The sequence below is a fragment of the Ulvibacterium sp. genome (assembly GCF_028285715.1).
In the GTDB taxonomy this organism is placed as follows: domain Bacteria; phylum Bacteroidota; class Bacteroidia; order Flavobacteriales; family Flavobacteriaceae; genus Ulvibacterium.
Window position 1 is genome coordinate 336,523 of record NZ_JANQOO010000020.1, and the last position, 14,832, is coordinate 351,354.

The 14,832-nt window shown below is 45.1% G+C and carries 12 protein-coding genes; 9 read left to right on the plus strand and 3 right to left on the minus strand.

Translation table 11 applies throughout. The features are described 5' to 3' along the window. The first annotated feature begins 4 nt into the window (after nt 1-4). The 5 genes from Q0993_RS12925 to Q0993_RS12945 all read left to right on the plus strand — a co-directional run bounded on the left by Q0993_RS12925 (nt 5) and on the right by Q0993_RS12945 (nt 4,540). Nucleotides 5-823 carry a transketolase gene (locus Q0993_RS12925; RefSeq protein ID WP_299533604.1) on the plus strand — a complete coding sequence of 273 codons (819 nt, stop codon included), beginning with the start codon at nt 5-7 and terminating at the stop codon, nt 821-823. A gap of 75 nt (nt 824-898) precedes the next feature. Beyond that, complete coding sequence (locus Q0993_RS12930) at nt 899-1,828, plus strand: transketolase family protein (protein ID WP_299533605.1); 930 nt, start codon at nt 899-901, stop codon at nt 1,826-1,828. Then, nucleotides 1,828-2,859, plus strand: coding sequence for an alcohol dehydrogenase catalytic domain-containing protein (locus Q0993_RS12935; RefSeq protein ID WP_299533606.1), 1,032 nt, complete (start codon nt 1,828-1,830; stop codon nt 2,857-2,859). The genes Q0993_RS12930 and Q0993_RS12935 overlap by 1 nt, the downstream gene beginning before the upstream one ends. A 14-nt stretch (nt 2,860-2,873) precedes the next feature. Continuing rightward, complete coding sequence (locus Q0993_RS12940) at nt 2,874-3,761, plus strand: SMP-30/gluconolactonase/LRE family protein (protein ID WP_299533607.1); 888 nt, start codon at nt 2,874-2,876, stop codon at nt 3,759-3,761. Then, a complete protein-coding gene (locus tag Q0993_RS12945; RefSeq protein WP_299533608.1) occupies nt 3,758-4,540 on the plus strand; it encodes an SDR family NAD(P)-dependent oxidoreductase in 783 nt (260 codons plus the stop codon). The genes Q0993_RS12940 and Q0993_RS12945 overlap by 4 nt, the downstream gene beginning before the upstream one ends. A 7-nt stretch (nt 4,541-4,547) precedes the next feature. Here the strand turns inward: Q0993_RS12945 and Q0993_RS12950 are convergent, their stop codons facing one another. After that, entirely contained in the window at nt 4,548-5,420 is an 873-nt protein-coding gene (locus tag Q0993_RS12950) for a DUF1080 domain-containing protein (protein WP_299533609.1), read from the minus strand. Nucleotides 5,421-5,473: 53 nt separating this feature from the next. Continuing rightward, nucleotides 5,474-6,580, minus strand: coding sequence for a DUF5009 domain-containing protein (locus tag Q0993_RS12955; RefSeq protein ID WP_299533610.1), 1,107 nt, complete (start codon nt 6,578-6,580; stop codon nt 5,474-5,476). Between the two features lie 169 nt (nt 6,581-6,749). On the opposite strand from Q0993_RS12955, the gene Q0993_RS12960 reads away from it, so the two are divergent. The 3 genes from Q0993_RS12960 (at nt 6,750) to Q0993_RS12970 (ending at nt 12,131) form a co-directional block, all read left to right on the plus strand. Continuing rightward, nucleotides 6,750-7,613: a fructosamine kinase family protein gene (locus Q0993_RS12960; RefSeq protein ID WP_299533611.1), complete on the plus strand. Its 864-nt coding sequence runs from the start codon at nt 6,750-6,752 to the stop codon at nt 7,611-7,613. A gap of 37 nt (nt 7,614-7,650) precedes the next feature. Next, complete coding sequence (locus tag Q0993_RS12965) at nt 7,651-9,843, plus strand: glycoside hydrolase family 3 N-terminal domain-containing protein (protein ID WP_299533612.1); 2,193 nt, start codon at nt 7,651-7,653, stop codon at nt 9,841-9,843. Between the two features lie 155 nt (nt 9,844-9,998). Next, nucleotides 9,999-12,131, plus strand: coding sequence for a pyrroloquinoline quinone-dependent dehydrogenase (locus tag Q0993_RS12970; protein ID WP_299533613.1), 2,133 nt, complete (start codon nt 9,999-10,001; stop codon nt 12,129-12,131). Between the two features lie 7 nt (nt 12,132-12,138). On the opposite strand, the gene Q0993_RS12975 is transcribed toward Q0993_RS12970, so the two are convergent. Then, the gene (locus tag Q0993_RS12975; RefSeq protein ID WP_299533614.1) at nt 12,139-13,695 is read right to left on the minus strand and encodes a sulfatase; all 1,557 of its coding nucleotides are present in this window, start codon (nt 13,693-13,695) and stop codon (nt 12,139-12,141) included. A gap of 46 nt (nt 13,696-13,741) precedes the next feature. Here Q0993_RS12975 and Q0993_RS12980 point away from each other — a divergent pair, with 46 nt between their 5' ends. Beyond that, entirely contained in the window at nt 13,742-14,803 is a 1,062-nt protein-coding gene (locus Q0993_RS12980; RefSeq protein ID WP_299533615.1) for a Gfo/Idh/MocA family oxidoreductase, read from the plus strand. Nucleotides 14,804-14,832: the final 29 nt, after the last annotated feature.

Sequence of the window (14,832 nt, forward strand, 5' to 3'; positions counted from 1 at the left end):
ACCCATGCTAAATCAAGAAAAACATGAATTCCTAAAGAACAAGGCCCGTGAAATCCGCATGGAAATTGTATCCATGGTCCATCGGGCCAACAGCGGACATGTAGGCGGTAGCCTCGGCGCGGCGGACATCTTAACCGCCCTGTATTACCATGTTATGAAACACAATCCAAAAAATCCCGAGTGGGAGGAGCGCGATCGTTTTATACTTTCTAAAGGGCACTGTACTCCGGTTATTTATGCCGTGTTAGCGGATTGTGGTTATTTCCCCAAGGAAGATTTGTTGGAATTCCGCCGTCCCGGGAGCCACCTTCAGGGTCATCCTTACCAGCCCAAAACGCCTGGAATCGATGCTTGTACAGGTACTCTGGGCATTGGTATTTCTACAGGAGTGGGCATGGCTTTGGGAGCTAAGCTTAAAAAGCAAGACCACTATTACTATATCCTTTGTGGAGATGGTGAAATCCAAGAAGGACAGGTGTGGGAGGCGGCTATGTTCGCCAACAAATATAAGTTGGACAATGTTATCGGGTTCGTGGATCGAAATTACTTACAAACAGATGGGTATTCCGAAAAAGTGATGCCCCTGGATCCCTTGATTCCCAAATGGGAAAGTTTCGGATGGAAAGTCTTCGAAATCGATGGACACGATTTTGAGACCATCATCACTACTATTGAAGAAGCTAAAAAGGAGGATAGACCTGTAATGATAATTGCAAACACCATTAAGGGCAAAGGGGTGCCTTTTATGGAAGGTAAGGCCGAGTGGCACGGCAAACCTCCGGGTAAAGAGGATTTTGAAAAGGCCATACTGGAGTTGGAATAGGTTGAAGAAATTCCAAATTCCAAATTCCAAATCTCAAAAAAGACAAAATAACAGGATTGCTGAGTAACTTAAAACATGGAATACAAACAAACAAGACAAGGTTATGCCGATGCGCTGATAGAACTTGGTAAGAAGAACGAAAAGGTATTGGTCCTTGATGCGGATGTGGCCAAAGCAACCTTGACCGAACAATTCGAGGCCGTTTTCCCCGACCGTTTTTTTAACTGTGGCGTTCAGGAACAGAATATGCTCTCTGCGGCCGCGGGTCTGGCATTGGAAGGCTTTATTCCCTTTGCCTCTACCTTTGGGGTATTTGCCACCTGCAGGGCAGGAGATCAAATGCGAAGCAGTATAGCTTATCCGAAGTTGAATGTCAAAATCGGAGTAACGCATTGCGGAATCACCACGGGGGGGGATGGGGCTTCCCACCAATCCAATGAAGATATCGGAATGGCTAGAACATTACCCAACATGACCGTAATCGTTCCAGGGGATTATGAGGAATCCCGTTTGGCCACCCATGCCGCAGCAAATATGAACGGTCCGGTATATCTGCGCTTCGGACGGGATAAATACCCCGTAGTTCCCGAGATTCATAAAGGTTTTGAAATTGGAAAGGCAAAATTATTACGGCAGGGATCCGATGTTACTATAATCACTACAGGAATTATGGTCAGTGAAGGACTACAGGCTGCAGATTTGCTCCATAAGAAAGGGTATTCCACAAGGGTGCTGCATATGCATACTATCAAGCCATTGGATGAGTCCGCCATCATCCAGGCAGCCAAGCAAACCAAGGGTATTGTAACCGCCGAGGAACATTCCATCCTTGCGGGTCTCGGAGAGGCCGTCGCCGGTGTTGTTTCAGAAAACCATCCTTGCCCGGTGCACCGCGTAGGAGTAATGGATACCTTTGGGGAATCAGGTCAGAGCCAAGAGTTAATGGACCTCTATGGCCTCAGGGCAAAGAATATTGTAGAAAAAGCAATTAAAATTCTTACGTGATGGAAGCACTTGTAAAATATGACAAAGGTCAAGGCAATGTTCGTCTCCAGTATATGCCAGACCCAAAAGTGAAAAAGGGCCAAGTGATTTTAGAAGTCAATTCTTGTGGTGTTTGTGGAACAGACCTACACGTTTACCACGACACTTTTAAAAACTACCCTCCTGTAATTTTGGGACATGAATTTTCCGGACAGGTCGTTGAAAAAGGACCTAATACGGATGGTATTGATCTTGGGGGACGTTTTAGTGTGCTTGGAGCCCTTACCGTTGTATGCAATGATTGTGAATATTGCCACAGCGGTGACTTCATGTTCTGTAGGACCAGACGGGGTATGGGACATGGTGTTAATGGTGCCTTTACCAAATATGTAGCCGCACGTCCAGACCAATTATATGCAACAGCCGACCATGTTAGCGATGATGTTTCGGCTTTGGTAGAACCTTTTGCTGTTGCCGTGCACGCCGTGGGCGAAATCGCCAATGTGCAATTCGGGGATACCGTTTTGCTCTCCGGTCCCGGTCCTATTGGCATGCTCTTGTTGAAATTGTTATTGGCCCAAGGTTTAAAGACCATTGTTGCCGGTACTCGTGAGGACGAGCATAAACTCAAAACCGCTTTGGAGTGGGGCGCACATGCTACCGTAATGGTCGATGTTGAGGACTTACAGGAAGTTGTACAACAGGAGACCAAAGGAAAAGGGGTTGACATTGCCTTTGAAACTGCCGGGGCACAAGGTTCGGTGGCCAATTGTCTTACCGCCTTAAGACCATTGGGTCAATATGTTCAAGTAGGCCACTTTGGCAAGGAAATTACCATCCCTTTTGACTTGACGGCATTTCGGCAACTAAACATCAAAGGTTCCGTAGGCTATACCCGGGCCACATGGGATCGGGCGGTGGAAATCATTAATCAGGGAAACATTAATTTGGAAGATACTATTTCTCATCGTATGCCGCTCAGTGATTGGCAAAAGGGGTTTGACTTGATGGAGCAAAAAAAATCATTAAAGATATTATTGTATCCTTCCTAATTTTAGAAAGTGCTATGAAAATCGCCAATGCCCGTTTATTATTGGATTCCCGATCCGTTTTGGGAGAAGGCCCTGTTTGGGACTGGAAAAAACAACATCTGCTCTGGGTAGATATCGAGGGCAACAGCCTACTTTTTTTTAATCCGAATGATAGTAAACAAAAACAGTGGACGTTTGACGGAATGTTGGGAGCTGCGGTCCCTGTTGAGAACGGAACTGTACTCCTGGCCCTGGAATCCGGGTTGGCTACTTTTAATTTGGACAACGAAGAATTGATTAGACTTCCCGTGCTTAAGAATTCCAATCCTGAAATGCGGTATAACGATGGTAAAGTTGATCCCAATGGCAATTTTTGGATAGGGAGCATGTGTAAAAACGCCGCCCAAAAAATGGGCAACCTTTATCGAGTGGATACTCTAATGAATACTACCCAACATATTGCCGATACTTCAATTTCCAACGGTATGGCATGGACATCCGATCAAAAAACATTTTACTATATAGATACCACCGCATATGAGGTTTGGCGATATGGTTACGATATCGCTACCAGTGAAATTACGAACAAACAGGTTGCTTTTTCTATTCCCCGGGATTTTGGCGGACCGGATGGGATGAGTATTGATAGCGAGGATATGCTTTGGATTGCCCATTGGGGTGGAAATTGCGTTCGTAGATGGAATCCAAATACCGGTGAAGTATTGGAACAGGTAGACGTTGAAGCTCCTCACGTGACTTCCTGTTGTTTTGGTGGAAATGATTTAAAAACCTTGTATATTACTACGGCAAGGAGCGGTCTTTCGCAAAATCAGCTGGAAGAATTCCCTTTAAGTGGTGGGCTCTTTGTCCATGAATCCCAGGTAAAGGGTATGCCCATAACCTATTTTAAAAACAGTTCATGAAATACTCGGGTTTACGAAACAAGGTAGCCATTGTAACCGGTGCAGGTGAGGGTATTGGATATGCCATTGTAGAGCTTTTGGCGGCTGCCGAATCGAGAATCATTTTAAACGATATCCATGAGGATAAGGCTCAAGCCGCCTCCGATAAAATTAATGCCAAATATCCCTATAGCTGTCTTCCCTTTCCGGGGGATGCCGGAGATGTAGTCTTTATCAACGAAATGGTCGATTTTACCATTGAGCGATTCGGAAAAATTGATTTTATCGTACCAAATGCGGGAATCACACTTTTTGGTGATTTTCTGGACTTTACACCAGAATCTTTTCAAAAGGTAACGCGTCTCAATATGCAGGGCGCCTTCTTCCTGGTACAACGCGCGGCCAAGGAAATGATCAAACAAGGAAAGGGGGGCAAAGTGGTTTTGATGTCGTCCCAAGTAGGGATACGGGCCTATCGTAATTTGACAACCTACGCCATGACCAAAGCCGCCCTGCGAATGATGGCTATTAACTTGGCCTATGAACTTGCAGAACATCGCATTCTGATAAACGTTGTAGCCCCAGGGGCTACCTTAACGGAGCGGACCAAGGAAGAACAGCCGGACTACGAAGGAACCTGGTCCCAATTGAATCCCAACGGTCGTGTGGGTACCCCTGAGGATATTGCAAAAACCTGTCTTTTTCTTCTTTCGGATGAAGCTTCCCATATCAACGGCCTAACTATCAATGTAGATGGTGGTTGGATGACGGCCGGCAAATATCCCGAGGATTTGTGCTAAATCAGTTTTAATATACACACTTTTTATTATCCGGCTTGATGTAGTGTTTCCCAAAATTCTTGGCCTTGGGATTCATACATCCTTTTAAATTTTTTATCCTTATATTTCTAAAATCAATAGGCTGGCCCTCGCTTTGTAAGGCAATAAGGCCCTCCTTTAAAAGTTGTCCGTCCTTCTTTATTTTCGGATCGAATCCTTCAACGACTCCACCTCCTATCTGAGGTTGGGTATATTCCAAGACCTTTTTGCCATTAATAATATGGGTGACTAAAGAGTCTCCAAGTACAATAAGCTCAGCCCTTACCCATTGGTCACCGTAATACGTCTTGGAACTGGAATTCAAACAGTGTCCAGGATAAAGCTCCCCTTCAAAAATCACTTCGGTGCCCGGTGAGCACATATTACCCGTAGGTCTGGATTGCCCGGCTTCAATACCTGCCAAAAATTGCATCTCTACCGAAATGGGCCAGTTTTGCTCCTTCAGCATTGTTCTGGGATCTTGCGAATGGAACATTACACCGCTATTCTTCAAGGTATAGCTCGGAGCCCCAGGATGGAGTTCGCCTACAAAACGATAATCGAGCTGTAAATGAAAATACGAGTACGGGGTATCATAGTACAAGTGTCCAAAACGGTCATTAAAATCCCCTTCATATTGGTCATATCGCACTTTTATGATGCTATCCTCCACACGAAAGGTATCGCCATGGTTGTCCCCTACCTCGTAATGATGGATCTTGGTCGTCCAACCCTTCAAATTTTTCCCATTGAACAAGGTTTTCCAACCCTTATCCGAAGTTGCTTTTTTTTGCGTGGCACAGGAAGAAAATAGCAAAAAACTTAGGGCAAGATATGAAATGCTTAAGGTACAACGGGTCATCGCATATAATTTAACGTTTCTATGGAATGAAAAGTTTTCTTGGGGTAATGGCATTATACTTTAAAATACACCTTCTTTTTATCCAAAAAATAGGTAAGATACCAAAAGATAAAAAGAACAAACACTGAATTGATAACCATTATCCAATTTTGGGGTATGCCCAGGGGGGCCAAAAGACCTTCCGTCCATATTTTTCCAAAATCTCGGAACCATTGATGGCCTACCGTTTCTGCAAAAAGATAGATAAAAATTGAATTGGTCCCCACTACCGAAAAAGTCCTAAGCCATTTTTTATGGTTGTCCTTCATATCTATCGCCCAATAAAAAAGGGCCAAGGTGAGAATGGCAAACCCACCAGAGGCCAAGGTAAAGGAAGACGTGGCGATACGTTTTATTATGGGGGTAACATTAAGCCAATCCAAGGCAAACCCCAAAGCTAGAATTACCGTCCCCCATAGTAAAAAAGGTTTTATTTTATCTCTTTCGGGAATTTTTGAAAGCAACACCTGTCCGCAAATTACACCCCATATGGTATGCGCCGCCGTTGGTATAAAATTCACAAAAACCCAATAACCTCCGTTGGTCTTGCCCATGACCAACATATCCACAAAGGAACCAAAACTATCATGGCCCTTTATATATGGGGCAGATGGGTTATATGTACGATATAGTATTTCAATCAAAATCAAGAGCAAAATCGACATGCCGATTTGGAACCTATGTGGAAGGTGCATAATGGCATAAGCGATCAGTATTGTGAAGGCCAATTGCACCAAAACGTTCCAAAGCTCCCAAACAAGGGCATGTGCATAGACACAGTGCAATAATGCCCCAAAACTAAACAGCAAAAAACAGCGCTTAAGGATGTGCTTATTCGCATCTGCACGGCTTCCGGAAGCCAATCGTTTCCGTAGAGAAAAAGGCATGGCTACCCCCACAATAAACATGAAAAAAGGTTGTATTAGATCCCAAAACCGAAGACCGTTCCACGGATGATGTTCCAATTGATGCGCAAGACCGGAAAAAGCAGTTCCCTCCGTTAGTTCCACAAAACTATGATGGAAACCTGCGGCCTCGGCAATCAAGAGAAACATGGTAAGCCCTCTAAAAACATCCAAGGAGAAGAGGCGTTTTGATACATTTTCGGCAAATTGCGACATTGTTGGTTTTTATGAACTTACAATATAGTTAATAATTGGCTGAGGATTCAAAAGGAACATACTCCTGAAATTTTCTATTTGGCCAGCTTCCGAGCAAAGACTAGCCCGTATTTTTTGATTAGTCTGGAATAGGTCTCAAAAGAATCAAAATGATCTTAAATTTACAGATATGCAAAAATCGTTAAAAGCACATATTGAATATCTGCTTTGCATAAACATTGAAAAGGTCCGTTCACTTTCAGGCGGTGATATTTCTCAAGCTTATCTCTTGGAAACGGAAAACGAGCATTTCTTTTGTAAAGTGAATCATGGCAGTAATGCCCACAAAATGTTTTTGGCCGAAAGGATGGGTTTGGAAGCGATTTCCAAGACCAAGGCCGTGGCTGCGCCAAATGTCTTGCTCTGTGAACCTTTGGAAAAAGGCGCTTTTCTGATTATGGAATATATCAAGCCTACCAGGGCTTCCCAAAAAGATATGGCAAAATTGGGACATCAATTGGCAGCATTGCATCGGGCTTCCCCATCCGATTTCTATGGGTGGGAGACCGATAATTTTATTGGAAGCCTGCCTCAAGAAAATAGCGCACATTCCCAATGGTCCGAGTTTTACGTTCATGAGCGGCTCCTCCCCCAGATTAAAATGGCTATGGATAACAAGCAGCTTGGTGTATCGGATGTCCCGTCCGAAACAAAGCTTTCCGCTACCTGCCAAAATCTTTTCCCAAAAACCCAACCGGCCCTATTGCATGGTGATTTGTGGGGCGGAAATTATCTTATCTCGCAGGATGGAAAGCCTTATTTGATCGATCCGGCCGTATACTATGGTCATCATGAAGTGGATATTGCCATGACCCGACTTTTCGGAGGATTTCATTCCGCTTTTTATGATGCCTATTGGGAGCATTTTTCCAAACAACCTTTTGAGAATGAACGAACTGACATATATCAGCTTTATTACTTACTAGTGCACCTAAATTTGTTCGGCAGATCGTACTACGAGTCGGTACGGTCCATTTTAAAACGGTATTTTTAAGTTTTAAACGGCACATCTTTAAAAAATTCTTCTCGTCATGAAAAAGATTAGTTTCTATCTTCGAACGCTCTTATTTCTGTCTTTGCTCATTCCACCTTTGGGTTTAGCTCAGCAACACGATTTCCAAAATCCAGCACTTTCTATGGATGAGCGGGTGAATAACCTCATTTCGCTAATGACCCTAGAGGAAAAAATAAATCAACTTCGTTATAATTCCCCGGCCATAGAGCGTTTGGGTATACCGGAATACAATTGGTGGAACGAATGCTTACATGGTGTTGCCCGCAACGGTAGAGCCACGGTGTTTCCACAAGCGATAGGCCTTGCCGCTACTTGGGATACCGATTTGATTCATAGAATTGGGGATGTTATTGGTACGGAAGCCCGAGCCAAATACAATGCGAACTCGGCCCATGGTCGTCGCGGGATCTACCAGGGTTTGACTTTTTGGTCACCCAACGTGAACATTTTTCGGGATCCCCGCTGGGGAAGAGGTCAGGAAACCTATGGGGAAGACCCCTATTTGACCGCTCAAATAGGTACGGCTTTTGTCAAAGGACTTCAGGGCGACCATCCCAAATATTTAAAAGCGGCCGGAATGGCCAAACATTACGCCGTACATAACGGTCCGGAAAAATTGCGGCATGTCTTTGATGCTACCGTAAGCCAAAAAGACCTTTGGGAAACCTACCTGCCCGCATTTGAAGCATTGGTCAAGGATGCCAATGTAGAGGGCGTAATGGGTGCCTACAATCGAGTAAATGGTGACCCGGCCTGTGCACATCCCTATCTGATGGAAGATGTACTACGCCAGCAATGGGGTTTTAAGGGCTATTTCACATCGGATTGTTGGGCCATTCGGGACTTTTTTAATGGGCATAATATTGTCGGAACCGCACCGGAAGCAGCCGCCTTAGCCATAAATGAGGGTTGCAACCTCAATTGCGGAGATACGTACCCTGAACTTTTAAATGCTATAAGTCAGGGGTTTACCACAGAGGCGGAAATAGATAACAACCTTCGCGAACTGTTACCCACCCGTTTTAAACTAGGGCTTTTTGATCCTGTGGGCAGTACGCCCTTTGATGCCATTGGCCCCGAGGAAATACGTAGCAAAGAACATATAGCCTTGACCAAGGAAGCAGCTACGAAATCCATTGTGCTACTTAAGAACAAAAATAAGGCCCTGCCCTTGGACAAGGATATCAATGGCATTTTCGTTACTGGTCCTACAGCCACACATGCCCAAGCCTTATTGGCCAACTATTATGGACTAAGCGACGATCTAAAAACTTTCTTGGAAGGAATCGTAGGTAAGGTAAGTCCACAAACATCGGTACTCTATCGCCAGGGTGCTTTGTTAGATCGTCCTAATAACAATCCTATGGACTGGTTTTCCGGTGAGGCGGAACGTATGGAGGTAACCATTGCCTTTATGGGTATTTCCCAACTTATCGAAGGCGAGGAAGGCGAATCCATACTCTCGAACCATTTGGGCGATCGGAAGGAAATAAAGCTGCCCCAAAACCAAATCGATTATTTAAAAAAAATAAGGGCCAAGGCTAAAAAATTGATTGTCGTACTAACGGCGGGGAGTGCCTTGGCCGTTCCCGAAGTTTATGAAATGGCGGATGCCCTCGTTTATGCCTGGTACCCTGGAGAACAAGGTGGTGAGGCCATGGCAGATATTCTATTTGGAGATGCGGTTCCGTCCGGGAGATCACCTTTGACCTTCGTTAAGGTCTTGGAAGACCTTCCTCCTTTTGAAGACTACGCATTAAAGGGACGTACCTATCGCTACTTGGAAAAAGAACCGTTGTTTCCCTTTGGTTTTGGATTATCCTATACCTCATTTGAATATGGTCCCATCACTCTGGAAAAGAATACAATAAAAAGAGGTAAATCGGTAAACGTACAACTTGAGGTGACCAATACCGGAACATATGCGGCCGAGGAGGTAATACAACTCTATATATCGGATGTGGAAGCGTCGGTTGAAGTACCCTTTCATGCCTTAAAAGGGTTCCAGCGAATACGACTAAATCCTGGAGAATCGCAATCCATAGCCTTTACTATTACCCCGGAAATGATGGAACTGGTAAATAACGAAGGAAAAAAAGTACTTGAAAAAGGAAAATTCAAAATACATATAGGAGGAACATCCCCATCCGCCAGAAATAAGGCCTTAGGGGCTTCGGCCATGGTGGAATCGGTATTTGCAGTACGCTAACAAACAACCATTCGTCCACTAGTATTCTTTAATAGCTCCTTTGTGAAAAGTGGAATTGCCGGCGGAATTCAAGGTCTTGGTTTTTCTTGAATATGCTAAGCGCAAAAAATACTTTGTTTTTCCGTATTTTTAGAAAAACTAATTCCCGCGTATCGATGCCGTCCAAACTTCTTCGTTCCCTCTTTTCCACAATCATAATCGCACTACTTCTTTTTACAAGTTGCGAGCCTTCCGAAAAAACAAATCGCTCTAGTAACCCATACGTCACTTGGTCCTCCTATTTAGGAGATCCAGGACGGAGCCACTACTCCACCCTATCCCAAATAACCGCGGAGAATGTAAGGGATTTAAAGGTAGCCTGGTCATATGAGGCTGCGGATTGGGGTCAGATGCAAATGAACCCTATTGTTGCCGATACCATTCTCTATGGAGTTACGGCGGCCATGCGGGTTGTGGCCCTACATGCCGCAACAGGAGAGGAAATATGGCAATTTGGAGATTCCGTAAAAGTTTGGCATTCCACAAGCCGTGGCGTTTCCTATTGGGAAAAGGAAGAGGACAAGCGCATTTTATATACCCGGGGTTCCGATTTATATGCTTTGAATGCCTTAACCGGAAAGCCAGTACCAACTTTTGGGGATAACGGCAAGGTAGACATGCGTTCAGGATTACCTGAATCCGCTCAAAGTAAATTTGTGATTTCAAATACCCCAGGGACCGTTTACAAGGATATTATTGTAATGCCTTTACGATTATCCGAGGGTCCTGGAGCACCACCAGGAGATGTTATGGCCTTTAATATAATTACCGGGGCCGTAGAATGGGTATTCCATACCATTCCTGAAGCGGATGAAGAAGGGTATGATTCCTGGGGTGAAGAAGACCCTAGGGAGAGTCCGCTGGTTGGTGCTGCGAATAATTGGGCCGGCATGGCCGTAGACGAGGAAGCAGGAATCATTTATGTACCCACGGGATCGGCCGCTCCAGACTTTTATGGGGGTGTTCGAAAAGGGAGCAATTTGTATGCCAATAGTCTGGTGGCCTTGAATGGTGATACGGGCGATCGGATTTGGCATTTTCAATTTACACATCATGATATTTGGGATCGAGACCTCCCCGCCCCACCCAATCTCCTTACAGTTGAGCGGGATGGCAAAAAAGTTCCTGCTGTCGCCCAAATCACCAAGCAAGGTTTTGTCTATGTTTTTGATCGAAGGACAGGCGAACCCTTGTTCGACATTGAGGAACACCCCGTGCCCCAAACCATTTTGGAGGGCGAGGAAACTTGGCCCACTCAACCTTTTCCCATAAAACCAAAGCCCTTTGCGCGTCAATCCACAGAATTGTCCGAGAATAGTGTAAGCCCTTATGCAGAAAACCAAGAAGAACTGCGGGAACTTCTAAGAACCGCCGACAAACGTATCTATGCCCCTCCAAGTTTGGACCCTGTGATTCTTTTACCTGGATATGACGGAGCCGCTGAATGGGGAGGGGCCGGAGCGGATCCCCATAACGGAATTCTCTATGTGAATTCGAACGAGATGCCACGCATGCTACAAATGAGTATTGCCCAAAATGATTATGCCGGATTGCCTTTGGGCCAAGGTGTATACAACAAATATTGTGTTACTTGCCATCAGGCAGACAGAAAAGGGATGGAAGTCAGTGGTTTTCCTTCGTTGCTAAACCTACAATTCGAAAAGGACAAAGAGGAAGTTTCCGCCATTATTGCAAAAGGAAAGGGCATGATGACAGGTTTCCCGCAGATTCCAAAGGAAGAGATGGATGCGCTTTTACGATTTCTATTCGATGAGGAAGTACAGCATAGTGTTGCCGAGGAAACGGCCCAAAATGATTCTATAGCTATTCCATATAAACATTTGGGCTATAACAAATTTGTAGATGCCAACGGGTTGCCGGCAATAAAGCCCCCTTGGGGAACAATGCATGCCATTGACTTGAACACCGGGGAATACATTTGGTCCATCCCCTTCGGAAACACCCCGGAGTTGGGTGACGAAGGAATCGGTATCGGCACGGAAAACTACGGAGGACCTGTTGTAACCGAAAATGGCCTTTTATTTATCGGTGCTACCCGAGACGGGTATTTTAGGGTGTTCCATAAACATACCGGGGAACTGCTTTGGGAGTACAAGCTACCCGCAGCCGCCTTTGCAACACCTGCTATGTATGAGGTAAACGGGAAACAGTATATTGCCATTGCCTGTGGAGGTGAAAAATTAGGAACGGAAAAAGGCAACCAGATTATAGCGTTTGCCCTAGAATGACCTAAACTTAGTTAATACAGGGAGCTTCCTTAAATGTGCCCCGGTCCCTTAACAACATGCGATACGCTCTGATTTTTTCGTCTAAATCATAGTTCTTCATTTGGTAATCAGGGGTGTAGAATACGTTGTCCCAATAGGTGGTTTGCGGTTCCTTGGCCCTCAAATCGTTGGTATGCTCCATCCAGTTTTTGAGTTCTTTGCTCAATTCATCCCGTATCTTTTTGTATTTCGGGTTGTCAACTTCATTTTTTAAGTTATAGGGGTCATCGGCCAATACATATAATTCTTCCATGGGTCGTTTGCCAAAGGCCAAGTGAAAATAGTCCTCGTCAGATGGCTTTCCTTCCATGGCCATAATCTGGAATTTGGAGATGGAGTTGTCCACATCCCCATACTGCCCCACGGACTGATGTACTTCCGGGTCTCCTGCGGGCCAACGATCGGGTTCGAAATTCTTGATGTATAGAAACTCCTTAGTGCGAATCGCTCGTGACGGATAGCTTAAATCCCCCTTGCGAACATTGGCATGTCGTTCCCGTTCCACAAAGACTTTGCTGCGGTCAGTTTTCGGTCCATTGCCCTCATCAAATAGTTCTAGCAAACTATTCCCACTAAAAGCCTCAGGGATTTCCAATCCAGCGGCATCCAAAAAAGTGGGGCCAAAATCGATAAAGTTCATAAAATCGCCAATACGTTTTCCTCCTTCTATATGATCTTTCCAATACAGGGCCAGCGGCATCCGTGTACCATAATCATAGAGCGTGGCCTTGGCGCGGGGGAAGGGCATGCCATTATCGCTGGTCATAACGATAATCGTGTTATCCAATAGCCCTTGCTGTTCCAAAACTTCGATGATATTTCCTGATTCCCGATCAAAGCGTTCCACTTCAAAATAATAATCGAGGATGTCATTGCGCACACAGGGTGTATCAGGCAAAAATCCCGGAACATTGACCCTGTCTTGGTCCATTCCAGATCTTACTCCCGTATTCGTTTCATAGATCCGATGCGGATCACCACTGCCGAACCAATAGGCGAAAGGCTGATTGTCTTTTCTATCTTTCAGGAAAGTCTTAAAGTCAGGATAATCCTTCCCGGCAGGATTGTGTTCATATCCCCCAGCTTTAAAATCACCTGGTCCCCAGCCTTTGCGACTCTTCCCGGTAAGGTACCCGGATTGCTTTAAGAGCGACATCCAATTGGGGAATTTATCCGGAATTATGGACCATAGATTGCCGGCACTTTCCAATTGGTGGGGATACCTGCCCAACAAAATACTGGCCCGCGATGGAGAACAGGAGGGTGCGGCACAATAGGCATTTTCAAAAACCGCTCCCTCGTTTGCCAAAAAGTCGAACGTAGGAGTACGGACAACCGAATTGCCATACGCCCCGGCATGTGGATAGGACCAATCATCGGCAATTAAAAAAAGGATGTTAGGTCGTCCAGATGGTGTGCTTATTTCTTCTCCTTCGGGAAAGGTTGCTGCCGCAAACAACGCAGCGGTACCGAGAATCAAAACGATTCCTAAAAACTTACTTACGGTAGGGGTTGTCAATTTCATCAGGTTTGTTAACTTTCCAATAAATATAGCACTCAAAAATCGAAAAATGGACAAAATAAAAGTTTTGGTCGTGGGTTGTGGCCATATGGGAACCAGTCATGCCCGGGCCTATCACCAAATAGAGGGTTTTGAAATTGTTGGTCTGGTAAGTAGAAAGCCCGAGAGCAGGGAACGGTTATCCCAAGAATTGGGAGGATATCCTACCTATGGAGATTATGCCAAGGCCTTGGAAGAAGCCAAACCAGATGCCGTATCCATAAATACCTATCCGGATACACATGGCGAATATATCCAGATGGCCTTAAACGCGAACGCTCATGTGTTCGTAGAAAAGCCTTTGGCCTTAACCGTAGAAGAAGCGCAAAGTTTGGTAGATCTGGCCCAAGAAAAAGGGAAGAAAATGGTGGTTGGTTATATCCTTCGGGTACATCCGGCCTGGGCAAAATTTGTAGAAGTAGCCAGGTCCCTTGGAAAACCTTTGGTGATGCGCATGAACCTGAACCAACAGAGTTCCGGTAGCAACTGGTACACCCATAAACAATTGATGAATAGCATGTCGCCTATTGTGGATTGTGGGGTACACTATGTAGATGTTATGTGTTTGATGACGGAGTCCGTTCCTGTAAGCGTTAGTGCAATCGGAGCTAGGCTTTCCGATGAAATCGATACCCAAATGTACAATTACGGACAGCTACAAGTACGGTTTCAAGATGGTTCCGTCGGTTGGTACGAGGCCGGTTGGGGGCCTATGATGAGTGAGACCGCCTTTTTTGTCAAGGACGTAATTGGACCTAAGGGATGTGTCTCGATTGTGGACGAAGCCAAAGGGGATAGTGACAGTGTTGATGATCATTCCAAGACAGGGGCCTTAAAACTTCATCATGCGGCCACGGACGAAAACGGAAATTTTGCGAAAGCGGACGAAATAATTGACACCTCGGACGAGCCTGATCATGATGGGCTTTGCCTTTTGGAACAGGAATACTTTCTTAGGGCCATAACCGAAGACATGGATTTGAGCAATCATTTGCGCGATGCCGTAAACAGTCTACGTATTGTACTTGCCGCAGACGAGTCGTTTCGAACAGGGAAAACAGTAGAATTGTAAAATTGATTCACTTGTAGATGCATTGCTAT